Annotated in this window: 21 protein-coding genes; 7 read left to right on the top strand and 14 right to left on the bottom strand. The window is 66.6% G+C overall.

Going from position 1 to position 23,024, the window contains the following annotated elements; all coding sequences use genetic code 11:
* Window positions 1-9 precede the first annotated feature (9 nt).
* Complete coding sequence (locus BLW48_RS00205) at window positions 10-507, bottom strand: (2Fe-2S)-binding protein (protein WP_093050034.1); 498 nt, start codon at window positions 505-507, stop codon at window positions 10-12.
* Between the two features lie 178 nt (window positions 508-685).
* On the opposite strand from BLW48_RS00205, the gene BLW48_RS00210 reads away from it, so the two are divergent.
* Window positions 686-1,831 carry a helix-turn-helix domain-containing protein gene (locus tag BLW48_RS00210; RefSeq protein ID WP_093050031.1) on the top strand — a complete coding sequence of 382 codons (1,146 nt, stop codon included), beginning with the start codon at window positions 686-688 and terminating at the stop codon, window positions 1,829-1,831.
* 27 nt (window positions 1,832-1,858) lie between these two features.
* On the opposite strand, the gene BLW48_RS00215 is transcribed toward BLW48_RS00210, so the two are convergent.
* The 9 genes from BLW48_RS00215 to BLW48_RS00255 all read right to left on the bottom strand — a co-directional run bounded on the left by BLW48_RS00215 (window position 1,859) and on the right by BLW48_RS00255 (window position 10,754).
* Window positions 1,859-2,236, bottom strand: a complete 378-nt coding sequence (locus BLW48_RS00215; RefSeq protein ID WP_093075307.1) for a nuclear transport factor 2 family protein — start codon at window positions 2,234-2,236, stop codon at window positions 1,859-1,861.
* A 92-nt stretch (window positions 2,237-2,328) separates the two neighbouring features.
* Window positions 2,329-3,822 (bottom strand): M81 family metallopeptidase, encoded by a 1,494-nt coding sequence (locus tag BLW48_RS00220; RefSeq protein ID WP_093171951.1) that lies wholly within the window; start codon window positions 3,820-3,822, stop codon window positions 2,329-2,331.
* Window positions 3,819-4,937 carry an ABC transporter substrate-binding protein gene (locus BLW48_RS00225; RefSeq protein WP_093050022.1) on the bottom strand — a complete coding sequence of 373 codons (1,119 nt, stop codon included), beginning with the start codon at window positions 4,935-4,937 and terminating at the stop codon, window positions 3,819-3,821. Before BLW48_RS00225 ends, BLW48_RS00220 begins: the two co-directional genes overlap by 4 nt.
* Window positions 4,934-6,187 (bottom strand): Zn-dependent hydrolase, encoded by a 1,254-nt coding sequence (locus tag BLW48_RS00230; RefSeq protein WP_093171955.1) that lies wholly within the window; start codon window positions 6,185-6,187, stop codon window positions 4,934-4,936. The genes BLW48_RS00225 and BLW48_RS00230 overlap by 4 nt, the downstream gene beginning before the upstream one ends.
* A gap of 34 nt (window positions 6,188-6,221) precedes the next feature.
* The gene (locus tag BLW48_RS00235) at window positions 6,222-6,935 is read right to left on the bottom strand and encodes an ABC transporter ATP-binding protein (RefSeq protein ID WP_093050016.1); all 714 of its coding nucleotides are present in this window, start codon (window positions 6,933-6,935) and stop codon (window positions 6,222-6,224) included.
* Entirely contained in the window at window positions 6,932-7,699 is a 768-nt protein-coding gene (locus tag BLW48_RS00240; protein ID WP_093050013.1) for an ABC transporter ATP-binding protein, read from the bottom strand. Before BLW48_RS00240 ends, BLW48_RS00235 begins: the two co-directional genes overlap by 4 nt.
* Window positions 7,696-8,655 carry a branched-chain amino acid ABC transporter permease gene (locus BLW48_RS00245; RefSeq protein ID WP_093173196.1) on the bottom strand — a complete coding sequence of 320 codons (960 nt, stop codon included), beginning with the start codon at window positions 8,653-8,655 and terminating at the stop codon, window positions 7,696-7,698. The genes BLW48_RS00240 and BLW48_RS00245 overlap by 4 nt, the downstream gene beginning before the upstream one ends.
* Window positions 8,656-8,663: 8 nt before the next feature.
* Window positions 8,664-9,524 (bottom strand): branched-chain amino acid ABC transporter permease, encoded by an 861-nt coding sequence (locus BLW48_RS00250; protein ID WP_093050009.1) that lies wholly within the window; start codon window positions 9,522-9,524, stop codon window positions 8,664-8,666.
* Window positions 9,525-9,548: 24 nt separating this feature from the next.
* The gene (locus tag BLW48_RS00255; protein ID WP_093171957.1) at window positions 9,549-10,754 is read right to left on the bottom strand and encodes an ABC transporter substrate-binding protein; all 1,206 of its coding nucleotides are present in this window, start codon (window positions 10,752-10,754) and stop codon (window positions 9,549-9,551) included.
* 206 nt (window positions 10,755-10,960) lie between these two features.
* On the opposite strand from BLW48_RS00255, the gene BLW48_RS00260 reads away from it, so the two are divergent.
* Window positions 10,961-11,725 (top strand): FadR/GntR family transcriptional regulator, encoded by a 765-nt coding sequence (locus BLW48_RS00260; protein ID WP_093075324.1) that lies wholly within the window; start codon window positions 10,961-10,963, stop codon window positions 11,723-11,725.
* A gap of 6 nt (window positions 11,726-11,731) precedes the next feature.
* On the opposite strand, the gene BLW48_RS00265 is transcribed toward BLW48_RS00260, so the two are convergent.
* Window positions 11,732-12,691: a LysR family transcriptional regulator gene (locus BLW48_RS00265; protein ID WP_093050000.1), complete on the bottom strand. Its 960-nt coding sequence runs from the start codon at window positions 12,689-12,691 to the stop codon at window positions 11,732-11,734.
* 106 nt (window positions 12,692-12,797) lie between these two features.
* Here BLW48_RS00265 and BLW48_RS00270 point away from each other — a divergent pair, with 106 nt between their 5' ends.
* Window positions 12,798-14,153 carry an omega-aminotransferase AptA gene (locus tag BLW48_RS00270; protein ID WP_093075329.1) on the top strand — a complete coding sequence of 452 codons (1,356 nt, stop codon included), beginning with the start codon at window positions 12,798-12,800 and terminating at the stop codon, window positions 14,151-14,153.
* A 77-nt stretch (window positions 14,154-14,230) separates the two neighbouring features.
* Window positions 14,231-15,673 carry an MFS transporter gene (locus BLW48_RS00275; protein WP_093171959.1) on the top strand — a complete coding sequence of 481 codons (1,443 nt, stop codon included), beginning with the start codon at window positions 14,231-14,233 and terminating at the stop codon, window positions 15,671-15,673.
* 6 nt (window positions 15,674-15,679) lie between these two features.
* Here the strand turns inward: BLW48_RS00275 and BLW48_RS00280 are convergent, their stop codons facing one another.
* A complete protein-coding gene (locus BLW48_RS00280) occupies window positions 15,680-16,981 on the bottom strand; it encodes an SUMF1/EgtB/PvdO family nonheme iron enzyme (RefSeq protein WP_256328824.1) in 1,302 nt (433 codons plus the stop codon).
* Between the two features lie 175 nt (window positions 16,982-17,156).
* Here BLW48_RS00280 and BLW48_RS00285 point away from each other — a divergent pair, with 175 nt between their 5' ends.
* The 3 genes from BLW48_RS00285 (at window position 17,157) to BLW48_RS00295 (ending at window position 19,791) form a co-directional block, all read left to right on the top strand.
* Window positions 17,157-17,696 (top strand): TRAP transporter small permease subunit, encoded by a 540-nt coding sequence (locus tag BLW48_RS00285; RefSeq protein WP_093075336.1) that lies wholly within the window; start codon window positions 17,157-17,159, stop codon window positions 17,694-17,696.
* A 68-nt stretch (window positions 17,697-17,764) separates the two neighbouring features.
* On the top strand, window positions 17,765-19,306 hold the full coding sequence (locus tag BLW48_RS00290; protein WP_093171961.1) for a TRAP transporter large permease: 1,542 nt from the start codon (window positions 17,765-17,767) through the stop codon (window positions 19,304-19,306).
* A complete protein-coding gene (locus tag BLW48_RS00295; RefSeq protein ID WP_093171963.1) occupies window positions 19,303-19,791 on the top strand; it encodes a hypothetical protein in 489 nt (162 codons plus the stop codon). The genes BLW48_RS00290 and BLW48_RS00295 overlap by 4 nt, the downstream gene beginning before the upstream one ends.
* Window positions 19,792-19,847: 56 nt before the next feature.
* Here the strand turns inward: BLW48_RS00295 and BLW48_RS00300 are convergent, their stop codons facing one another.
* Together BLW48_RS00300 and dxs are read right to left on the bottom strand one after the other, a co-directional pair.
* Window positions 19,848-20,927: a TRAP transporter substrate-binding protein gene (locus tag BLW48_RS00300; protein WP_093049979.1), complete on the bottom strand. Its 1,080-nt coding sequence runs from the start codon at window positions 20,925-20,927 to the stop codon at window positions 19,848-19,850.
* 111 nt (window positions 20,928-21,038) lie between these two features.
* The gene (gene dxs / locus BLW48_RS00305; protein WP_093049976.1) at window positions 21,039-22,895 is read right to left on the bottom strand and encodes a 1-deoxy-D-xylulose-5-phosphate synthase; all 1,857 of its coding nucleotides are present in this window, start codon (window positions 22,893-22,895) and stop codon (window positions 21,039-21,041) included.
* Between the last annotated feature and the right edge of the window lie 129 nt (window positions 22,896-23,024).

Here is a 23,024-nt window from a genome sequence, read left to right on the forward strand (position 1 = left end):
TCGCTCCCTTCATGCCGTTACGGTTGTCTTGACGGGAGTGCCCGAGGCCATTGCCTCGCCGCCCATCTTCACTGCCTTCACGATGTTCTGGTAGCCCGTGCAGCGGCACAGGTTGCCGTCGAGCAGTTCGCGGATTTCCGACTCGCTCGACTTGGGGTGGTGGGTGCACAGGTCGATGGCGCTCATGACCATGCCGGGGGTGCAGAAACCGCACTGCAGGCCGTGGCATTCCTTGAAGGCCGCCTGCATGGGGTGCATGGTGCCGTCAGCCTCGGCAATGCCCTCGATGGTGGTGATGTCCGCGCCGGCTGCCTGGGCTACCAGCACATTGCAAGATTTGACGGCCCGGCCATTCACGTGGACGGTGCAGGCACCGCACTGGGCGGTGTCGCAGCCAACGTGGGTACCGGTGAGATGGAGGTGCTCCCGGATGGCGTAGACGAGGAAGGTGTTGGGAGGAGCGTCGACCGTGACCTGACGGCCGTTGACCTTGAAAGCGACCTGCATTTGGCTGTCTCCGTTAAAGGTGATGGCTGTTTCAGCAAAAGCATCTTGGATGCCGACCTTTCGCACTATCCTAGGCAAAACCCTTGACACTTGCACAGACCGCGCGAAATTCTCAAAATGAAACAGCTTGCCGTCCGGCGAGCCAGGAAAAGCCGCCCCACACGCGCGAAAAACCACGATGCCCGTCTCTATCGTTTCGCCATCGCCTGAGCGTTCCCTGGCCATTGCCCAAGCCCGCCGCGAAGTGATCGAGGGCGAGTCGGCCGCCCGGGCGCGCGGCGCCGCCTGCGTCGATTCGTGGATCACCCGTTCCTGGCAGCGCTGCATCGAGGCCGGTCGCCGGCCCCAGCAGCGAGTCAGCTTCGACCCGGTGAGCCGCTCGGCCAGCCGCGACGTCGCCGAGCGCAACCGGGCGCTGGTCTCGGCGGCCCGCCCGGTGATAGAGCGACTGTCGCGCGCCATTGCCGACACCCGTTATTTCGCCGTACTGACCGATGCCGACGGCATCGTCATCGACGTGGGCAACCTGCCTGACGGCGCCGACGCCGCCAGCCGGTATGCACGCGACATCGGACGCGTCGGCGTCGACCTGTCTGAGCGCGCCATCGGCACCAGCGCCATCGGCACCGCGCTGGCCGAGCAGGAATCGGTGTGGCTGCACCGTGGCGAGCATTTCTTCGACGACACCGGCGTCTACAGCTGCGCCGGCGCCCCGCTCTTCGGCCCCCGTGGCGACTGCATCGGCATGCTCGACCTGACCGGCGTGCAGGTGGTCGAACGACCCGAGCTGCGCCACCTGGCCACCCTGTCGGCGCGCAGCATCGAGAACATGCTGGTGATGCGCGAGCCCTGCGAACTGCTGCTGCACCTGGCGTGGCCCGGCAGCACGAACAGCGAGGCCACCGAGGGTCTGCTGTGCATCGACGCCACCGGCAGCGTCACGGGCGCCAACGCGGCGGCCCGGCAGATGCTGCACCAGCCGCTGCCGCGCAGCGAGCATGCATTGCACTTCAACGACCTGTTCGCGCTGCCGCTGCACATGATGTTCGACGCGGCCCGACGCGCCGACGCGGTGCTCGAAGTGCCGCTCTGGTCGGGCCTTCGAGTGCAGGTGCGACCCCAGCGCAGCAGCACCAGCGGCACGGCGGGCGCGCCTGCTCCCGACACCCGCCCGCGGCTGCGCGATGTGGAAACCGCGCTGATCCGCAAGGCAGTGGCCGATGCGCGCGGCAATGTGGCGGAAGCGGCGCGGGCCCTGGGCATCAGCCGGGCGACCGTCTACCGCAAGCTGTGGCGTGGACGGCCGGCCGGCGCGCCGGATTGAGCGCCGGCGTTCAGCTTTCGTTCAGGCTCAGGCGCCGACCGGCACCTTGTCCAGAAAGCCCGTCACCGAACTGAGCTTGCCTGCATCGAGCCGCACGAAGTCGGTGCCCTGGATCAGGTCTTCCGCTCCGCTCGGCCCCAGCGTCCACGAGAAACGCAGGTGATCGCCATGCGCATCGGCCTTGCCCAGCAGGTTGAAGCGAAAGCCCGGGTAGCGCTGGTGCACCACGCCGACCAGCGCACTGATCTGCTCGTGCCCGCTGGCCTGCGCCATCGGGTCCACGTAGCGGGCGTTGGCGGTCCACCCGGCTTCGATCAGCGCGGCGCGGCGCGCGGCGTCGGTTTCGTTCCAGACGGCGATGTAGCGTTGGGCGATCGCGGTGGCATCGTGTGCGGCGGTGTTCATGATGACGATTCCTTTCGAGGGTTTCGACCCGCAACATCGCGGGGTGAAGGAATGGTCGCGTCGCACGCGATTCGCGTCGATGACGTCTCAGGTCATGCTGCAGCGTCCATCGAGGCGTTCGCATCCAGCGGAAACACCGGCCGGCGCACCTTGCTGAACGGGAACAGGCTGTAGTCCGAGCTCGTAACGCCCGGGCTGTCGCACTCCACCAGCGCGGCCGACAGCGGCTCGAACACCGGCCGGCAATACATGCGCGACTTGAGCAGCAGAAAGCGCTCCTTGCGCGGATCGAGCCCCGCGCATTCGAAGACGCCGATGTCCCAAGGCTCCTGCGTGCGCTCGGTCACCACGATGCGCGCCGTGCCGATGTCGAACAGCACCGTGCGCCCCATGCTGCTGCGCTGGCCGGTGTACGTGGGACCGGTAATGACGTACTCGCCTTCGCTGATGGTTCGCACGGTGCCCGTCAGGCGCACCGGCGTCTTCGAGAGGCCGATGCCTTCGAGCGAGACCTTGTTGCCGAGCGCCACCGTCACCTGCGCGCCCTCGCCCGCCGCGACCAGTTGCGCCACCGCTTCGGGGTCGCACAGCGGCCCGACGCCGATGCCGTGCAGCCCCTGCGCCAGCGCCTCCTGCAGCACGTCCATGGTGTCGCAGCTGCCGCCGGACATGCAGTTGTCGCCATGGTCGAGCAGCAGCACCGGGCGCGTCGCGCCCTCGGCAATCAGCTTCGCGCGCCCGATCGACTGCGCCAGCGGTTCGCTGCGGTAGATGAAGGCCTCGCGCTCGCTCCACATCTGCGCGGCGATGCGGTCGGCCGTGGCCTGCGCGCGCTCGGGCGACTGCGCATCGACGACGATCACGCTCATGCACGGCGACTCGATGTCCGACAGCGAAAAACCCGCCAGGATCGACACCGCGAGCGACTCCGACTTCTCGGCCTCGCGCGCCGCCTCGATGGCGCGCTGCATCGCGCCGGTGAACGACGCGCTGCGCAGCGTGTGCGCCATCAGCGGCAGCCGGTGCCAGCGCATCGCCGGCTTGCTGCGCCCGGCCAGCAGGTCGAGCAGCAGGCGGCCGGCGTGCTCGCCGGTCTCGTACATGTCGATGTGCGGATAGGTCTTGAAGCCGACGATCACGTCCGCGTTTTCCACCATCTCGGGCGTGACGTTGGCATGTAGGTCGAGCGCCACGCCAATTGGCACGCCCGGTGCCGCCGCGCGCAGGCGCACCAGCAGGTCGCCTTCGCCGTCGGCGCTGTTCTGCGCCACCATCGCGCCGTGCAGGTCGAGCAGGATGGCATCGCAGCCCGCAGCCGCATCGACGATGCATTGCGTCAGCAGCGTGTAGGCCTGCGCGTCGACCGGCCCGCTTGGGTTGGCCGAAGCCGACACCGGCGTGACGAGTTCGGCGCCGGCCGCTTCGGCCAGGTCGATGAAGGCCGACATCGCCGTGCGCATGCTCTTGTTGTCGCGGTAAGCCTGCTCGCCGAAGGTCGGCCCGTCGGGCCCGAAGGCCGCGAGCGGCGTGGGCACGGGCGAGAAGGTGTTGGTCTCGTGGTTGAGGCGCGCTATCAAGACTTTCATTGAGCAAACTTCCCGCCGCTTGCCAGCATCGTGATGTCGCCGAAATTCGAACCGTTGCGGTTGTCGGCCTTGAACGTCAGCATGTAGCCACCCAGGTTCATGGGCGGCGAGGTCTCGATGGTTCGCCTGAGCGATTCGGTGGTGATCGGCCCCTTGACACGCTGCAGTGCTTCCGCAAACGCCTTGGCCGTGATGTAGCCCTCCAGGCCCAGGTAGGAGCCCTCGCCCTCGCTGCCCGCGCTCTTGCGCGCGCGCTGGTACTCGTCGACGATCGGGAAGCGGGTCTTCCAGAACGGCGGCATCACCTGCGACAGCACGATGCCGCGACTCTTCTCGCCGAGCTCCTTGTAGAGCAGGAAAGAACTGGCCACCGAGTTCGTATAGATCTGCGGATGAATCGGCGCGGCGACCAGCGCCCGGATCATGTTGATCGCCGGCATGCCGGCCGCAATGACGTACACGGCCTGCGCGCCGCTGGCAATGATCTGCTGCGCGGCGCGCGTCGGTTCCTTTTCCTGCGGGTCGAAGCGCAGCGCCAGCACCTGGGACAGCCCGTTCTTCTGGAGCGCGTCTATCGCGTCCTTCTCGATGCCCTTGCCGTAGGCGTCGTCGCTGGAGACGATGGCGATGCGCGTCAGGCCCACCGTCGCCAGGTGGGTCATCACGCGCCGCACTTCGTCGGCATACGACTCGCGCACGTGATAGATCGGCACCTTCGGCCCGCGCAGCACCGCAGCACCGGTCAGCCCCCCGAAGATGAAGCTGTCGTACTTCGCCGCCACGGGCGCCATGGCCGCGCCGATGCCCGTGCCCATGGTGCCGAAGAGGCAGACCACGCGGTCGGTGCCCAGCAGCTTCTCGGCGTTGGCCGCGGCCTTGTCGGCCGCATAGACATCGTCGTACGTGATCATCTTGACGGGCCGCCCGCCGATGCCACCGGCCTTGTTCAGCTGGTCGAACAACAGCGTCTGGCCTTCCATGAACGCGAGGCTGTTGGGTGCCAGCGGCCCCGTCAGTACCGCGGACTGGCCCACCAGGATGGGTTCGGCAGCGCCTGCCGGCACCACGGACCATGCGAGGGCAAGCGCCATCAGGGCGCGGCTCCACGCCTTCACGACACGACTCCCGCGCTTTGCAGCATGGCTTGCAGCAGCACGTTGCAGCCGGCTTCGAGATGGTCGGGCTGTGCGTCCTCAATCTCGTTGTGGCTGATGCCGTCGAGACAAGGCACGAAGATCATGGCCGTGGGGCACACGCGTGCGAGGTACACCGCGTCGTGGCCCGCGCCGCTGATCACGTTCATCCAGGTCATGCCCTGCGCCTGCGCGGCTTCGCGCACTGCGGACACCAGCTTCGGCGTAAAGGGCTGCGGCTGGAAGTACACGACCTGCTCCACCGACATCTCGACCTTGCCCTTCATGGCAATGCGCTGCACGGCTTCTTTCAGTTCGGCGTCCATGGCCGACAGCACCACGTCGTCGGCCGCGCGCAGGTCGACGCTGAGCTTCACGCGGCCCGGGATCACGTTGCGCGAGTTCGGGTAGTTGTCGATCCAGCCGACCGTGCCGCGCCCATGCGGCGCGTGGGCGAGCGCAATGCGGTTGACCTCGATCACGAGTTCGGAGGTGGCCAGCAGCGCGTCCTTGCGCAGTTCCATCGGCGTGGGGCCGGCATGGGCTTCCATGCCCTGCACCACCACATCGTACCAGCGCTGGCCGAGAGCGCCTTCGACCACGCCGATCACGCGTTCGTTGGCTTCGAGCACCGGGCCCTGCTCGATGTGCGCCTCGAAGTACGCGCCCACCGGCGATGTTGTTGCCGACGCGGGCGTGCTGCCCGCGTAGCCAATGGAGGCAAGCGCGTCGGACACGCTGACGCCGTCGTTGTCGCACTGCGCCAGTGCATGCTCGAGCGTGAACGCACCGGCGAACACGCCGGAGCCCATCATCACGGGCACGAAGCGCGAGCCTTCCTCGTTGGTCCACACCGCCACTTCGAGCGGCGCCTCGGTTTCGATCTTCGCGTCGTTCAGGCTTCGGATCACCTCCAGCCCCGCGAGCACGCCGTAGTTGCCATCGAACTTGCCACCGGTGGGTTGCGTGTCGATGTGGCTGCCGGTGGTAACGGGCGGCAGCGCGTTGTTGCGGCCGGCGCGGCGCGCGAAGATGTTGCCGATGGCGTCCACGCGGACTTCGCAGCCCGCCTCGCGCACCCAGTGCACGAACAGGTCGCGGCCCTGGCGGTCGAGGTCGGTCAGCGCGATGCGACAGACGCCGCCTTTCTCGGTGGCGCCGAGTTGCGCCAGTTCCATCAGCGAGTTCCAGAGCCGCTGGCCGTCGATGCGGAGTTCAGTGTGTGAGTTCATGGCTTTGCGATAAGGATGAGTGTTGCGGGAAGCCTCAAGCAAGGCCCACGCCCAGATAGCGGTCTTTCACTTCATGGTCGGCCATGAAAGCTGCGTTGCCGGCCTCGTGCACGATCACGCCCTGCTCCACGATGTAGTGGCGATCAGCCAGCTGCACGCAGACTTCGAGGTTCTGCTCGACCAGCAGGATGGCCACGCCGGCCGCCTTGATGGTCTTCAGCTGCGCGACGATCTCCTCGACGATCACCGGCGCCAGGCCCTCGACCGGCTCGTCGAGGATCAGCAGGCGCGGGTGGTTCATGAGCGCGCGGCCAATGGCCAGCATCTGCTGCTCGCCACCCGAGAGCTGCCCGCCGCCGTTGCGCCGCCGCTCCTTCAGGCGCGGAAAGATGCGGTAGATGTCGGCCAGCTGCCAGGGCGATTCGCGCCGCAGGCCGAGCAGCAGGTTTTCTTCTACCGTCAGCAGCTTGAAGACGCCTCGGTGCTCCGGCACCAGGCACACGCCGCGCGTGGCGATGCGGTGCGGCGGCATGCCCGCGATGTCGGCGCCCTGGAAGCGCACGCGCCCGCTCGTGGGGGTGACCGCACCAGCAATGCTCTTGAGCGTGGTCGACTTGCCCGCGCCGTTGCGGCCCAGCAGCGTGACGAGCTCGGCCTCGCCCACGCGCATCGAGATTCCCTGCAGCACGTGGCTCTTGCCGTAATGCGCATGGAGTTTTTCGACTTCGAGGATGTTCTGGCCGCTCATGCCTTGCCTCCGGTGATCATGTTGCCCAGATAGGCCGTGCGCACGCGCGCATCGGCACGGATGTCGCCCGGCAGTCCCTCGGCGAGCACGCGGCCCAGCTGCATCACGGTCACGGTGTCGGAAATGTCCATCACGATGTTCATGTTGTGCTCGATCAGCACCACGGTGTGCCGGTCGCGCAGGCTGCGAATGAGCTGCTTCATGTCGTCGAGGTCGTCGATGCCCATGCCCGAGGTCGGCTCGTCGAGGAAGATGGCCTTCGGCCTGGCGGCCAGCGCCATGCCCACTTCGAGGCGGCGCTGCTGGCCATGCGAAAGCTCGCTGGCCGGCGTGTTCGCCAGCCGTTCGAGCCCGACGCGCTGCAGCACCTCGTCCACCGTCTGCGTGCAGGCCAGTTCGCCGACCGGCGCGCGCCAGCAGTTCATGGCCTGGCGCGGCGAAACGCCCTGCGCCGCCACGCGGAGGTTCTCGCGCACCGACAGGCTGAGGAACAGCGCCGTGACCTGGAACGAGCGCGCCATGCCGCGCTGCACGCGCCGGTGGTCGGGCTCGCGCGTGACGTCGTGGCCGTCGAACAGGATGCGGCCGCCAGTGGTCGTGCCGGTGCCCGTGAGCATGTGGAACAGCGTGGTCTTGCCCGCGCCGTTGGGGCCGATCACCGAATGCACGGTGTTGCGCCTGATCTTCAGGTCGACCCCGCCGAGCGCGGCGAACTTGCCGTAGTGCTTGGTGACGCCAATGGCTTCGATGAGAACGTCGCTCATGCCTTTTCTCCTTGCGCAGCGGAGGCGTTTGGAGCCGGGGGCGTCCGCCGGAAGATGCGTTTCCAGATGCCCTCGCCCAGCCCCCAGAGCCCGCGCTGCATGCCGATGCTCACGCCGATCAGCAGCAGCCCAAGCAGCAGCAGCCAGCGCGGCCACAGCGTGGAGAGCCAGTCGGCCAGCAGCACATAGAAGGCCGAGCCCAACACCGAGGCAAACAGGTTGCCGGTGCCGCCGATCACGGTGATGACCAGGATCATTTCGCTCGTGTGGTACTCGGCGTTCGACAGCGGCGCGATGCCGGTCATCATGGCGTGCAGCCCGCCCGCCAGACCGGTGACGGCACCCGAGATCATGAAGGCCAGCAGCTTGAAGCGCTTGAGGTCGTAGCCCACGGCGGCGGCCCGATCCTCGTTGTCGCGGATGGCGAGCAGCGTGCGGCCGAAGATCGAATCGGTCACGCGCAGCAGCAGGCCGAAGGCGATCAGGAAGATCACCGCGACGAAGGCGTAGTACTTCCAAGGCGTGTCCATGAAGCCGGGGCGCGGCACGTCGAGCAGGCCGTTGTCGCCGCCCGTGAGGTCGGTCGCGGTGTAGGCGATGAAATAGAACATCTGCGCGAAGGCCAGCGTGAGCATCACGAAGTAGGTGCCGCGCTGGCGGATGGCAACCCAGCCGACCACCGCCGCGCCGATCGCACCCATGGCCATGGCCGCGAGCAATGCGAGCGGCATGGGCAGGTGCAGGCGCGTGAGCAGAATCGCGATGGTGTAGCTGCCCAGCCCGAAGAAGATGCCCTGCCCGAAGGACAGCAGCCCCGTGTAGCCCAGCAGCAGGTTGCAGCCCAGCGCTGCCAGCGCGTAGATGAGCACTTCGCTCGCGAGCGAGCCCGAGCTCAGCACCAGCGGCAGGCCCAGCGCGGCGATCAGCGCCAGGAGGAATGTGATTTTTCTCGGCATGACGTCGTTCATCCTTTGCGGCCGAGCAGGCCATGCGGGCGCAGCAGCAGCACGGCTGCCATCGCGATGTAGATCATCAGACTCGCCCCCGGCGGCCAGATGGTGCTCATGAGGCTTTGAACGATGCCGATCACCAGCCCGCCCACGAGCGCGCCACCGAAGCTGCCGAGCCCGCCGATCACCACCACCACGAAGGCCACGCTCAGTGCCTCGACGCCCATGAAAGGCTCCGCACCCCGAATCGGCGCGGCCAGCACCCCGGCCAGCGCAGCAGTGGCCGCGCCAAGCGCAAACACCAGGCTGAACACGCGGAACACGTTGATGCCAAGCAGCGACACCATCTCGGTCGATTCGCTGCCCGCGCGCACCGCGCTGCCCAGGCGCGTGCCTTCGAGCACCCACCACAGCAGCACCGCGAGCACGGCGGTGAAGCCGATCACGAACAGCCGGTACTTGGGATAGACGAAGGCGCCCCACATGACCACGCCCTGCAGCAGGTCGGGCGTGGCCACGCTGTTGCCCAGCGGGCCCCAGAACACGATCACGATCTCCTGCACCGCGAGCGCGAGGCCCACCGTCACGAGGATGTGGAATTCGTGCGCCTTGGCATACACGCGGCGCAGCAGCAACTTCTCGGCCAGCCAGCCCAGCGCGCCGACGGCGAGCGGCACCACGAGCAGCGCGACCCAGAAGTTCAGGCCCCACTGCATGGCCTGGTAGCACAGGTAGGCACCCAGCAGATAGAAAGCCCCGTGCGCGAAGTTCACGAAGCGCAGCAGGCCGAACACGATGGACAAGCCAACGGCCAGCAGGAAATACAGCATGCCGATGCCGATTCCGTTGATGGTCTGGAGCAGGTAGACGGACATGGGCGCGTCGGTGTCCTTGCGTGCTCAGGCCAGCTTGCAGCCGGTCTTGTCGACGGGCAGGAAGGACTTGCCCGAACTCACCACATCGACGTAGTCGGCAGCGTCCTTCATCTTCGACTTCGCCTTGCCCTTGAGCAGGTAGTAGTCCTTGATGACCTGGTGGTCGGCCTTGCGGATTTCCTCGGTGCCGGTGAGGCCGTCGAACTTCATGCCTTCGAGCGCGGCAATCACCGCCTTCTGGTCCACGGTGCCGGCCTTCACGATGCCATCGATCAGGATCTTGGTGCACACGTACGAGCCCGCGAGGCTGTAGTTGGGCACGATCTTGAGCTTGTCGGCGGTGCGCTTCACCAGGTCCTTGTTGAGCGTGGTGTCGGCCGTGTGCCAGTACTGCGCGCCGAAGTAGACGCCGTCGCACAGGTCGGCGCCCAGCTCGTCGAACTGCTCAAGCCCCGAGGCCCAGGCCATGAGGATCGTCATGTTCTTGTGCATGCCGAAGCTCACCGCCTGGCGCAGCGCGGCCGAAGACTGCGCACCGAAGTTCAGCAGCAGCAGCACGTCGGGCTTGGCGGCCATGGCGTTGGTGAGGTAGCCGCTGAATTCCTTCTCGTTGAGCGAGTGGTAGCTGTTGCCCACGTGCTCGATGCCCTTCTCCTGGAAGATGTTCTTGGCCGCGCTCAGCAGGCCGTCGCCGAACACGTACTGCGGCGTGATCGTGTACCAGCGCTTGGCCTTCGGCATCGAGGCGATCAGCGGGCGCACCGTCTGCTCGATGGCGCCGAAGGTGGGCACCGACCAGCGGAAGGTGGCGGGGTTGCAGTCCTTGCCGGTGATTTCATCGGCGCCGGCGGTGGTGATGAACAGGCCGCCGGCCTTTTCGGCCTCCTTGCCCATGGCCAGCGCTTCCGACGAGAGGATGCCGCCCGCGAAGAACTTCGTGCCCTGCTGCTGCGAGGCTTCCTGCACCTTGCGCACCGCGGTGGCCGGCTTGCCTTCGGTATCGAGCACCGTGTAGGCCAACGGACGCTTCAGCACGCTGCCGTACTGCTCGATGGCCAGCTTCATGCCCAGGTCGGCGAACTTGCCATTGGCTGCGAAGGCACCCGACATCGGGACCGGGCAGCCGAAGCGGATCGCGTCCGCCGACTGGGCAAAGGCGGCGCGGCCGCCCAGGAGCGAAGCGGGGGCAGCCGACAGGGCGGCCAGCTGAAGAAGATGTCTGCGTTGCATGAGTTCTCCGGTCGTGGTGGGAAGTAAGGGAAAGGTGGTGCCTGCGATCGCCGGCTAATTTAAGCGGATAAATCGGATTAATATGCTGGTAAAAACCCGCTAGCAATCCTTGTGCCCAAAACCAGACCGCCCCGTCGCACGACGCCGTTTAAGATCGCCCGCTGTTGCGCATCCCGCGCATCTCCCGATGGGCATGGAGCGTGTGAATGAGAGTGGGGCAGAACCGCCCGAAGCGGCAAAAGCTCTCGGACGTCATCGTCGAAGACGTCAAGCGCTGGATCGTGGCGGAGCGCAAGCAGCCCGGCGACCGGCTGCCGAACGAGAAAGAACTGATCGAGCTTTTCGGCTATTCGAAGAGCACGGTGCGCGAGGCCTTGAAGGCGCTGGAAGTGCGCGGCCTGGTCTCCATCCGCACCGGCCCCGGCGGCGGGGCGTATCTGCAGCAGGTGTCGGTGGACCATGCATCGGAGCCGCTGCGCAACTTCCTGCACTTTCACCATCTCGACGGCCATCACATCTACCAGTTGCGCAAGGCGCTGGAGCCCGAGCTGGCCGTGAGCGTGGTGGGCCGACTGACACCCGAGCAGTTCGAGCAGCTGGAAGAAAACGTCCGGCTGTGCACGATCGAGCCGACCAACGAAGACGAACTGCGCACGCAGCGCGAGGCCGAACTCGGCTTTCACACGATGCTGGCCGAGAGCTGCCCCAATCCGGTGCTCTCCTTCATGTGCCGTTTTCTCAACGACCTGCTGCGCGACCTCGTGGTCTACAAGAAGGCGCTGGACCACCACCACTTCGGCGAGGCCAACGTGGACTATCACACGCAGCTGCTGGCCGCCTACCGCAAGGAAGACGCCGAAGAAGTGCGCCGGCTGATGTCCGAGCACATGATCGATGCCGAGCAGCACATGCACGAGATGGAGGCGCATATCGGCGCCAAGCATCTGCTGCTGCCGAGCGGGCAGCGCTGACCTGCTTTACCGGTGCGCCTTCTCCAGGCATTCCTGAAACGCCAGCACCGCACGTGACGGCTTCGGCGAACGCCGCAACAGGCTGACGAAGCGGCACGCATAGTTGAAGCGCGCCGGCAGTACCGCTTTCATCAGCCCGCGCTGCTCGAACACCTGCGCGTAGTGGTCGGGCAGAAAGCCCAGGAAGCGCCCCGAAAGAATCAGCGTTGCAATCGCCTCCTGGTCGAAGCCGGTGGCCTTGCGCGACAGTTTCGCGCGGTGACTCAGCTCCATGTTCGGCGAGTGGTAGCCGAGCCCCGCGAAATGGTGCTCGCGCAACTTGGCCCAGGTGAGCCTGGCGTGATCGGCGCCGAACAGCGGGTGCTTCGCGCCGCAATACAGCAGCATCGTCTCGTCGAACAGGTCGGCGTACACAAGGCTCTTGGAGCTGCGATGCGCCGGGATGATGCCGATCTGGAAATTGCCCTCCAGCACGCCCTGCTCGATGGCGTTGATCGAGCCCACGTGCAGCGCCAGAGTCACCTCGGGTGCGATCTCGGTGAAACGCGCGATGGCCTCGCCGATGCGCGCCTTCGGGTTGGTCGCCGTCTTGTCGAACAGCGCCACGTCCAGCTGCCCGCCCATGCGGTTGTGGATGTCGTCGATGCTGCCGCGGAAGGCGTCGACCGAGGCCAGCAGGCGCAGCGTCTCGTCGTATACGCGCTGCCCCTCGGCGGTGAGCGCAAAACCCGCCCGCCCGCGCCGGCACAGCACGAGGCCGAGCCGCGTCTCCAGGTCTTTCACGTGGCGGCTCACCGTGGAGGTGCCGATGTTCAGCTCCAGCTCGGCGGCCGCCATGCCGCCGCAGTCGACCACGCTCTTGAACACCTTGAGCAGGCGCAGGTCCATGTCGCTGAGCTGCCCCAATACGGCGCGGTTGCGGGCACTGTTTTGGGTACCGCTTCGGGCTTTGGCCTTTACTTGCATGAAGTGTCAAGTGAACATTGATATTGCGCCATTCTCCACACTGAAGGCTCTGCCAACAATCGGCACATCCCATCACCCCCGGAGCCCGCCCCGTGCGGGAAGCGCCATGACCCTCGCAACGCCCGCCATCGAACCGACGCCCACCGCGCGCACCGACGCCGCCTGGCTCGACGCGCACTGGATGCCCTACACCGGCAACCGCAACTTCAAGGCCGATCCGCGGATCATCGTGGAGGCCAAGGGCGCCTACTTCACCGACATCGACGGGCGCAAGATCTTCGACGGCCTCTCGGGCCTGTGGTGCTCGGGCCTGGGCCACGGCCGCCCCGAAATCACCGAGGCGGTGAGCCGCCAGATCGCCAAGCTCGACTACTCGCCCGCCTTCCAGTTCGGCCACCCGCTCTCCTTCGAGTTGGCCAACAAGATCAAGGAAATGACGCCCGCGGGCCTCGACTACGTGTTCTTCACCGGCTCGGGCTCCGAGGCCGCAGACACCTCGCTGAAGATGGCGCGCGCCTACTGGCGCACCAAAGGCCAGGCAAGCAAGACGCGCCTGATCGGCCGCGAGAAGGGCTACCACGGCGTCAACTACGGCGGCATCTCGGTCGGCGGCATCGCGGCCAACCGCAAGCTCTTCGGCCAGGGCGTCGAAGCCGATCATCTGCCGCACACGCAACTCGCATCGAATGCCTTCACGCGCGGCATGGCCGAGAACGGCGCCGAGCTGGCCGACCGCCTGCTCGACCTGATCGCGCTGCACGACGCATCGAACATCGCGGCCGTCATCGTCGAACCCTTCGCGGGTTCGGCCGGCGTGGTGATTCCGCCCAAGGGCTACCTGAAGCGCCTGCGCGACATCTGCACGGCCAACAACATCCTGCTGATCTTCGACGAAGTGATCACCGGTTTCGGCCGCTGCGGCGCGCTCACCGGCGCGGAAGCCTTCGGCGTGACGCCCGACATCATGAACATCGCCAAGCAGGTGACCAACGGCGCGCAGCCGATGGGCGCAGTAGTCGCCAGCAAGGAGATCTACGACACCTTCATGGCCGCGGGCGGCCCCGACTACATGCTCGAGTTCCCGCACGGCTACACCTATGGCGCACACCCCGTGGCCTGCGCCGCCGGCATCGCCGCACTCGACGTGCTGCAGAAGGAAGACATGATCGGCCGCGTGCAGGCGCTGGCGCCGCATTTCGAGAACGCCGTGCACAGCCTGAAGGGCAGCAAGCACGTGGCCGACATCCGCAACTACGGCCTCGCCGCCGGCATCACGATCGCCGCGCTGCCGGGCGAGCCTGCACGCCGCCCGTACGAGATCGCGATGAACTGCTGGAAGAAGGGCTTCTACGTGCGCTACGGCGGCGACACCATCCAGCTCGCCCCGCCCTTCATCGCGGAGAAGGCCGAGATCGACCGCATGGTCAACGCACTGGCGGACGCGCTGGCCGAGACGGCCTGAGCCTGCTCCGGCTCCCGGCCTGATCGGAGGCCGGGTCCTACAGGCGGCACGCCGGCCGCCTCCCAATAATCGGCGGCATGACGGTACTGAGCAGCGACATCCCCGCCCGCCTGGACCGCCTGCCGTGGTCGCGCTGGCACTGGCGCGTGGTGATCGCGCTGGGCGTGGCCTGGGTGCTCGACGGGCTCGAAGTCACGCTGGTGGGTTCCATCGGCGCAGTGCTGGAGCGGCCCGACACGCTGGGGCTCACGGCCGGCGAGATCGGGCTGTCGGGCTCGGTGTACGTGGCGGGCGCGGTGCTCGGCGCGCTGCTCTTCGGCCGGCTCACCGACCGGCTCGGGCGCAAGAAGCTCTTTCTCATCACGCTGGTGGTCTACACGGTCGGCACGCTGGCCACTGCGTTTTCTCCCAACTTTGCTTTCTTCGCGCTGTGCCGCTTCGTCACGGGGCTTGGCATCGGCGGCGAGTACGCGGCCATCAACTCGGCCATCGACGAACTGATCCCGGCGCGCGTGCGCGGGCGCGTCAACCTCGCGATCAACGGCAGCTTCTGGATTGGCGCGGCGCTGGGCGCGGCGCTCAGCCTGGTGCTGCTCGACGCTCGCGTGATCGGCCCGGTGTGGGGCTGGCGCGCGGGCTTTGCGCTGGGCGCGGTGCTGGCGGTGGCTATCTTGCTGGTGCGGCGCGACGTGCCCGAGAGCCCGCGCTGGCTCATTGCACACGGACGCGCCGACGAGGCCAAACGCATCGTCGACCAGATCGAAGCGGAGATCGAGGCGCAGCACGGTCCGCTGCCCGCGCCGCAAGGCTCTGTCGTGAACTACACGGCCGCGCGCGCCAACAGCCCGTCGATGCGCGAAGTGGCGCGCGTGCTGCTCAGGCGCTACCCGCAGCGCAGCATGGTCGCGCTGGCGCTGATGATCTCTCAGGCCTTCTTCTACAACGCGATCTTCTTCACCTATGCGCTGGTGCTCACGCGCTTCTACGGCGTGCCTGAAGGCAGCGTGGCGCTCTACATCTTTCCGTTCGCGCTGGGCAATGTGCTCGGGCCGCTGCTGCTGGGCCCGCTGTTCGACAGCGTGGGCCGGCGCCGGATGATCGCGCTGACGTACGTACTCGCGGGCGTCGGCCTCGCGCTCACGGGCTGGGCTTTCATGATGGGCTGGCTCGATGCGCGCAGTCAGGCGCTGTGCTGGTCGGCGGTGTTCTTCCTGGCGTCGGCGGCGGCGAGCTCGGCGTACCTCACTGTGAGCGAGGTGTTTCCGCTCGAGATGCGTGCCATGGCCATCGCGATCTTCTATGCAGTCGGCATGGGTGCGGGCGGCTTCGCTGCGCCGCTGCTGTTCGGCCTGCTGATCGAAACCGGCAGCCGGGGCGCGGTGATGGTGGGCTACGGCATCGGCGCGGCGCTGGTCATTGTCGCGGGGCTGCTGGCCTTGCGCTATGCGGCTGATGCTGAGCGCAAGCCGCTGGAGGAAGTGGCGCCGCCGCTGTCTTCGGAAGCCGGCGGCGAGCGCTGACTGTCTCTACAGCGCGCAGGTTCTGAAGCCGAAGAATCCGTCATCGCGCTCGGGCAGCGCAAAGCCACGGCGGCGCGGAGAACGCAGGCGCGCACGCGTCGCGAACGAAGCCCCGCGCAGCACGCGGGCCCGGCCGAAAGCAGCCGCAGGATCGAACTCTCCCCCCGCGCTCCACGGGTCGGCCCGATACCCCGGCCACGGCTGCAGCGTGCCCGCCGTCCACTCGTGAACGTCGGCCCACCGGAAGCCACGCCGCCCGGCCGTGTGCGCAGCGATCTCCCATTCGACTTCGGTCGCGATGCGCCGCCCGGCCCAGCGCGCCCAGGCGTCGGCCTCCCACCAGCTCAGGTGCACGGCGCTGTGGTGGCCTGCCGCACGCACTGTCACGCCAAAGCGCTGCTGCAGCACCGAACCGCCCGTGCCGTTGCGCGCCGCGCCAATCTGCTCGACATGGCGCGGCCCGCGCCGGCCCTCGATCTGCGCCCCGAGCCAGCGCCAGCCTTCGCCATGCCACAGCTCCTCGCGGTCGTAGCCGCCGTCGTCAACGAATTCGATGTACTGGTTCCAGGTGACGGGCTGCGCGTCGATCTCGAACTCGGGCACGTCGACCCGGTGCGCGCTGCGCTCCTGTGCGAAGGCGAAGCCGCCCTCGGGCATGCCCAGCTCCCATCGCGTGGCAGGCAGCAGCAGCGGCTCGCGCGTGACGGCGATGGGCGCCTGCTCGACGCCCAGGGGCAGCCCCAGTGTCTGCGCCATCACCACGAACTGCTCGCCGCGCAGGTCTTCGTGGAACAGCGCGAGGCGGTAGAAGTACAGGCCGGCATCGGTCTCGGCTGCGTTCTCGAGCAGCTCGAGCGTGCTCTCCAGCGTTTCGAGCAGGTAGGCCTTGGTCTGGGCGAGGTCGGGCAGGTCGGGCGACCAGCGGCGACCCGGTGTGCTCTGTGATGGGTTCCACCAGTCGTCGGCGCCGGGGTCGATGGGCGCCAGACGCGTGGGCCGCACCGGGCAGTCGACGCCGAAGGCGCGCTGGGTGTTGCGCCCGATCCACCATTCGGCAAACCAGCCGATGTGGCCGGCCAGCCAGACCGGCGGCACCACGCCCTCTTCCTCGGGCACAGGCGGCACGGCAAGCGCTTCGGCGCCCAGGGCCTCCTCATAGAGCGACAGCAGATGCAGCGTGTGGTTGCGCGCGTCGATCAGCGCCAGGGACAACAACTCGCGGCCCGCGCGGCACATGTCGGGCGAATCGATCGAATGGGGCAGGCCCATGGCGCCCGAAGGCGTCGAAGGCGGAAGGCGCGAAGACATGGACGATTATGGCGACCAGGGCCGCCTCCCACGCCCCGGACAAGACCCGGATTCCGGGTAAACCCCGCCCCTCATGCCAAGTAGATACAAAGGTTCAACGGGGTAACATCTCGGGCTTTGCGCAGCTCCCACCAGGGGCCGGCGTTTCACCTTGGGCTTCGCGGGAGACACCCCCTTGTCTGCATTCCTCAAATTCGCGACCGGCATGGACTGGATCAGCGAAAAACTCGGCAAGATCGCCGGCTACGCCGTCCTGGCGGCCTCGCTCATCTCGGCGGCCAACGCCCTCGTCCGCTACGGCTTCGACTTCAGCAACAACGCGTTCCTCGAGATCCAGTGGTACCTGTTCGCCGCCACCGTGATGCTCGGCGCGCCCGTGGTGCTTCGCTTCAACGAGCATGTGCGCGTGGACATCATCTACGGCAAGCTCAAGGGCTACGGGCCGGTGTACGTCGACCTGTTCGGCCTGATCTTCTTCCTGCTGCCGGTGATGGCCCTCTTCACCTACGTCACCTGGCCCATGTTCTGGAACATGTGGGTCACGGGCGAGATGTCCGGCAACATCGGCGGCCTGATCCGCTGGCCCGCCGCGCTGCTGATGCCCGTGGGCTTCGCCGCGATGTTCCTGCAGGGCGTTTCGGAAATCATCAAGCGCATTGCCTACCTGCGCGGCCTGATCGAGATGGACACGCACTACGAGAAGCCGGTGCAGTGACGGGCGCTTTTCGCATCCCTCGCGCCCCTTCTGGTCTAGCCCTCTCCCGCACCGCAGGATAAGTAGAAATGCACATGGAAAATTTCGCCCCGATCATGTTCGCGGGGCTCGTGGTGATCATGCTGATCGGCTTCCCGGTCGCGTTCTCGCTCTCCGCCCTCGGCCTGATCTGCGGCTTCTTCGCCATCGAGATGGGCTGGTTCCCGGCCGGCTTCATGGCCAACCTGCCGCTGAACGTGTTCGGCATCCTGTCGAACGAGACGCTGCTCGCGATCCCGTTCTTCACGTTGATGGGAGCCGTACTGGAGAAATGCGGATTGGCGGAGGACATGCTCGACTCGATGGGCCAGCTCTTCGGTCCCATCCGCGGCGGCCTCGGCTACTCGGTGATCATCGTGGGCTTCATCCTCGGCGCCATCACCGGCACGGTGGCCGGCCAGGTGATCGCAATGGCGATGATCTCGCTGCCAATCATGATGCGCTACGGCTACGACATGCGCTATTCGACCGGCGTGCTCGCCGCGTCGGGCACCATCACGCAGCTGGTGCCGCCTTCGCTGGTGCTGATCGTCATGGCCGACCAGCTCGGCACCGACGTGGGCCAGATGTACAAGGGCGCCTGGGGTCCGTCGATCCTGCAGGTCATCATCTTCGCGATCTACACCTTCATGGTCGGGCGGCTGCGCCCGCACTACGTGCCGGGCCTGCCGGCCAGCGCACGTACGCTGAACGGCTGGGCGCTGTGGGGCAAGTGCCTGCGCGGCATCATCCCATCGGCCATCCTGATCTTCGCAGTGCTCGGCTCGATGGGCGGCCTGCCCTTCATGGACAAGGCCATCGCCACGCCGACCGAAGCCGGTGCGATGGGCGCGGTGGGCTCGCTCATCCTCGCGCTGATCCATCGCCGCCTGAACTGGCAGCTGATGAAGGACGCGATGGAAGGCACCATGCGCCTCACTGCGATGGTGGTGTTCATCCTCATCGGCTCGCGCGTGTTCTCGCTGGTGTTCCAGGGCGTCGACGGCGCCAAGTGGATCGAGCACATGCTCTCGGGCCTGCCGGGCGGCCAGGTGGGCTTCCTGATCGCGGTGAACATCTTTGTGTTCTTCCTCGCGTTCTTCCTCGACTTCTTCGAGATCGCGTTCATCATCCTGCCGCTGCTGGGCCCCGTGGCCCACAAGCTGGGCATCGACATGGTGTGGTTCGGCGTGCTGCTGTGCGTGAACATGCAGACCTCGTTCATGCACCCGCCCTTCGGCTTCGCGCTGTTCTACTTGCGAGGCATTGCCGACACTCTCTTCAAGAACGGGGCGCTACCCAAGAAGGTGGAGTCGCGCGACATCTACCTCGGCGCCGTGCCGTGGGTGCTGATGCAGCTGCTGCTGGTGGCCATCGTGATCTTCTTCCCGCAGACGGTCACCGTGTTCCTCGAGAAGGAAAAGGTCGTCGACATCGACAAGGTCAACCTCGACATGCCCGCCGACGCAGAGCCGCCGCCCGCGCCCGACAGCAATGGCGTGAACATGGAAGACCCGTTCGGCAACGAGAAGAAGACGCCGGAAGAAACACCGGTGGCGCCGCCGGCTTCCGGCGAAGCCACCAAGCCGTGAGCGACGACGGCGGCAGCACCCCCTCGCTCGAAAGCCCCGCCTTCCCTGCGCTGCTGCGCACGCTGGCGGTGGTGCTGGTGGTCGATCTCTTCGCCTTCGCGATCTGGAGCCTGCCCTCGCTGCGCAGCACCGCGTGGTCCACGAGCGCCCTTGTGGTGTTCGGCATCGCAGCGCTATGTGTGGTGTGGGTCGGCTACTGGATCGTCTACAGCCGCACGCGGCTCGAAGGCGACGTACTGATCCAGACCTGGCTATGGAACAAGCGCGTGAGCGCGCAGGAAGTGGCGCAGCTCAAGCTGGTGCACATCCGCCTGCTCGAACGCGTGATCGCGCCGCGGCTGCTGGTGCGGCGGCGCTGCGGCGGCATGACGTGGTTCCACTCGGCCGATGCGAGCGTGCTCGTGGCCTTCGGCGAACAGGTGGCGAAGCGCTCCATTCCACCGAAGCCGGATACCCCCGAACCCGAGACCGGGTCGACGAAATAAAAAAGCCCCGCTGGTTCCAGCGGGGCTTTTTTGCATGCAGTGCGCGAGGCGCCTGCTTACAGCTTCTGCTGCTGCATGAAACGGTCGAACGTGCCTTCCGTGTAGCGGAACCAGGCGTTCTGGTCGGCCAGGAATTTCGACCAGTCGCCGTAGATCTTCTTCCACTCGGGGTTGGTGTTGTTCAGGTCCGAGTAGATCTGCTGGGCCGACTTGAAGGCCGCATTCATCACGTCCTGCGAGAACGGACGCAGCTTGGTGCCCGAACCCACGAGCTGCTTCAGCGCGATCGGGTTCTTGGAGTCGTACTTGGCCGTCATCGTGATGTTGGCGTGTGCGGCAGCCGCCTCGACGATGGCCTTGTACTCGGCCGACAGGCCTTCCCATGCCTTGGTGTTGATGTAGAAGTCGAGCTCGGGGCCGCCTTCCCACCAGCCGGGGTAGTAGTAGAACGGCGCGATCTTGTTGAAGCCCAGCTTCTGGTCGTCGTACGGGCCGACCCATTCGAGGCCGTCCAGCGTGCCCTTTTCGAGCGCCGGGTACAGGTCTGCGCCGGGGATCGATTGCGGGATCACGCCGAAAGGCTCGAGCACCTTGCCCGCGAACGGGTTGGTGCGGAACTTCAGGCCCTTCAGGTCGGCGACCGACTTGATTTCCTTGCGGAACCAGCCGCCCATCTGAGCGCCCGTGTTGCCGCCCGGCAGGTTGATGATGTTGTACTTGGCGTAGAACGCACGCATCAGCTTCAGGCCGTTGCCTTCGTACATCCAGGCGTTCTGCTGGCGGGTGTTCATGCCGAAGGGCACTGCGCAGCCCAGGCAGAAGGTCGGGTCCTTGCCGTAGAAGTAGTACGGGGCCGTGTGGGCCATTTCGACCGAGGCGTTCTGCACGCCGTCGACCACGCCGAATGCGGGCATCAGCTCGCCGCCGGCATGAACGGAAATCTGGAACTTGCCGCCCGTCATGTCGCTGACGCTCTTCGAGAACACCTCGGCGGTGCCGAAGATGGTGTCCAGCGACTTGGGAAAACTCGACGCCAGGCGCCAGCGAACGGTGGCCTGCGCGTGAACCGCGGGTGCGATGCCGGCAGCCAGAACGCCCGCGATGCCGGCGTTTTTGATGAGGGAACGACGATCCATTGATAGCTCTCCGAGTTCTTGGAAAAACAAAACGCGGCTTGTGACCGCGTTGGGGACTTTTGTCTAAGTCCGGACGATTGTAAAAACGCGCTTACAGCCGCCGGCAGGGGTTTACCCTGCGCTCGAAACGAAGCGCTCGCGGATCGATGCCTCGATGCCGATGGCGTCCAGTCCGATCGACGCCAGCAGCTTGGCCGGATCGCCGTGTTCGATGAAGCGATCGGGCAAGCCGAGTTGCAGCACCGGCTTCTGCACGTTGGCGGCTTGCAGTGCTTCGAGCACCGCACTGCCCGCGCCGCCCATGATGGCGCCCTCTTCCAGCGTGACGATGGCATCGTGCGTGCCTGCGACCTTCAGCAGCAGCTCGACGTCGAGCGGCTTGGCCCAGCGCATGTTGACCACCGTGGCGTCGAGCGACTCGGCGGCGGTGAGCGCAGGGTACAGCAGCGTGCCGAACGCGAGGATGGCAATGCGCTTGCCTTCGCGGCGAATCTCGCCCTTGCCGAAGGGCAGTGATTCGAGCGTGAGGTGCGGCGTGACGCCTGCGCCGGAACCGCGCGGATAGCGCACGGCCACCGGGTGGTTCTGCTCGTAGGCACTCGACAGCAGTTGGCGGCACTCGCGCTCGTCGGCCGGGCAGGCCACGCTCATGTTCGGGATGCAGCGCAGGAACGGAATGTCGTACGCGCCCGCATGCGTGGCGCCGTCTGCGCCCACGAGGCCCGCACGGTCGAGCGCGAACACCACCGGCAGGTTCTGGATCGCCACGTCGTGGATCAGCTGGTCGTACGCGCGCTGCAGGAAGGTCGAGTAGATCGCGACCACCGGCTTCAGCCCCTCGCATGCCAGGCCGGCCGCGAAGGTCACGGCGTGCTGCTCGGCGATGCCGACGTCGTAGTAGCGGTCGGGAAAGCGCTTCTCGAATTCGACGAGGCCCGAGCCTTCGCGCATCGCGGGCGTGATGCCCACGAGGCGGCCGTCGTGTGCGGCCGTGTCGCACAGCCACTGGCCGAATACCTGCGTGAAGGTCTGCTTGGCCACCGCAGCGGACTTGACCAGCCCCACCTGCGGATCAAACTTGCCGGGGCCGTGATAGGCCACCGGATCGGCCTCGGCCAGCTTGTAGCCCTGCCCCTTCTTCGTGACCACGTGCAGGAACTGCGGGCCTTCGAGGTGCTTGAGGTTCTCGAGCGTGGGCACCAGCGAGTCGATGTCGTGGCCGTCGATCGGGCCCACGTAGTTGAAGCCGAACTGCTCGAACAGCGTGGCCGGCACGACCATGCCCTTGGCATGCTGCTCCAGGCGCTTGGCCAGCTCGAACAGCGGCGGCGCATTGCGCAGCATGCTCTTGCCGACGTTCTTGGCGGCAGCGTAGAAATTGCCGCTCATCAGTTGCGCGAGGTAGCGGTTGAGCGCACCCACCGGCGGGCTGATCGACATGTCGTTGTCGTTCAGGATCACGAGCAGCTTGCAGTCGCACACGCCCGCATTGTTCAGCGCCTCGAAGGCCATGCCCGCCGTGAGCGCGCCGTCGCCGATGATGGCCACGGTGTGGCGGTCTTCGCCCTTCTGCTTGGCAGCCATGGCCATGCCGAGCGCGGCCGAGATGCTGGTCGACGAGTGGGCAGTGCCGAAGGTGTCGTACTCGCTCTCGCTGCGCTGCGGAAAGCCCGAGATGCCGCCGATCTGCCGCAGCGTGGGCATGCGCTCGCGCCGGCCCGTGAGGATCTTGTGCGGGTAGGTCTGGTGGCCCACGTCCCACACCAGCCGGTCGTGCGGCGTGTTGAACACGTGATGCAGCGCGACCGTGAGTTCGACCGTGCCGAGGTTGGAGCTCAGGTGGCCGCCGGTGCGCGAGACGTTGTCGAGCACGCTGGCGCGCACCTCGTCGGACAGCTGGCGCAGTTGCGCCCGGTCGTATTTGCGGATCGGCGAGGGGTCGTGAAGTGTGGGAAGCAGCGGAGCCATGGGGAGGTATTTTCTTTTCTCAGTGTTCCATCACGCTTCGTGGGGCCCGCAACGCATGAAACTGCCGCGATTCAGTCGGGAGACACCGCGGAACCGGCTTTGCCGGGCTGCTGGTGTCGCCCCCTGAAA

It is taken from the genome of Variovorax sp. YR266 (genome assembly GCF_900107295.1).
GTDB lineage: Bacteria > Pseudomonadota > Gammaproteobacteria > Burkholderiales > Burkholderiaceae_C > Variovorax.

Excerpts from the sequence above, each read along its gene's own strand:
- BLW48_RS00255 (WP_093171957.1), bottom strand. The coding sequence starts at position 10,754 with ATGCAACGCAGACATCTTCTTCAGCTGGCCGCCCTGTCGGCTGCCCCC.
- BLW48_RS00235 (WP_093050016.1), bottom strand. The coding sequence starts at position 6,935 with ATGAGCGGCCAGAACATCCTCGAAGTCGAAAAACTCCATGCGCATTAC.
- BLW48_RS00240 (WP_093050013.1), bottom strand. The coding sequence starts at position 7,699 with ATGAGCGACGTTCTCATCGAAGCCATTGGCGTCACCAAGCACTACGGC.
- BLW48_RS00280 (WP_256328824.1), bottom strand. The coding sequence starts at position 16,981 with ATGTCTTCGCGCCTTCCGCCTTCGACGCCTTCGGGCGCCATGGGCCTG.
- BLW48_RS00205 (WP_093050034.1), bottom strand. The coding sequence starts at position 507 with ATGCAGGTCGCTTTCAAGGTCAACGGCCGTCAGGTCACGGTCGACGCT.
- BLW48_RS00265 (WP_093050000.1), bottom strand. The coding sequence starts at position 12,691 with ATGCAAGTAAAGGCCAAAGCCCGAAGCGGTACCCAAAACAGTGCCCGC.
- BLW48_RS00220 (WP_093171951.1), bottom strand. The coding sequence starts at position 3,822 with ATGAAAGTCTTGATAGCGCGCCTCAACCACGAGACCAACACCTTCTCG.
- BLW48_RS00300 (WP_093049979.1), bottom strand. The coding sequence starts at position 20,927 with ATGGATCGTCGTTCCCTCATCAAAAACGCCGGCATCGCGGGCGTTCTG.
- BLW48_RS00230 (WP_093171955.1), bottom strand. The coding sequence starts at position 6,187 with ATGAACTCACACACTGAACTCCGCATCGACGGCCAGCGGCTCTGGAAC.
- BLW48_RS00260 (WP_093075324.1), top strand. The coding sequence starts at position 10,961 with ATGAGAGTGGGGCAGAACCGCCCGAAGCGGCAAAAGCTCTCGGACGTC.
- BLW48_RS00270 (WP_093075329.1), top strand. The coding sequence starts at position 12,798 with ATGACCCTCGCAACGCCCGCCATCGAACCGACGCCCACCGCGCGCACC.
- BLW48_RS00215 (WP_093075307.1), bottom strand. The coding sequence starts at position 2,236 with ATGAACACCGCCGCACACGATGCCACCGCGATCGCCCAACGCTACATC.
- BLW48_RS00250 (WP_093050009.1), bottom strand. The coding sequence starts at position 9,524 with ATGTCCGTCTACCTGCTCCAGACCATCAACGGAATCGGCATCGGCATG.
- BLW48_RS00210 (WP_093050031.1), top strand. The coding sequence starts at position 686 with ATGCCCGTCTCTATCGTTTCGCCATCGCCTGAGCGTTCCCTGGCCATT.
- BLW48_RS00245 (WP_093173196.1), bottom strand. The coding sequence starts at position 8,655 with ATGCCGAGAAAAATCACATTCCTCCTGGCGCTGATCGCCGCGCTGGGC.
- BLW48_RS00275 (WP_093171959.1), top strand. The coding sequence starts at position 14,231 with ATGACGGTACTGAGCAGCGACATCCCCGCCCGCCTGGACCGCCTGCCG.
- BLW48_RS00290 (WP_093171961.1), top strand. The coding sequence starts at position 17,765 with ATGCACATGGAAAATTTCGCCCCGATCATGTTCGCGGGGCTCGTGGTG.
- dxs (WP_093049976.1), bottom strand. The coding sequence starts at position 22,895 with ATGGCTCCGCTGCTTCCCACACTTCACGACCCCTCGCCGATCCGCAAA.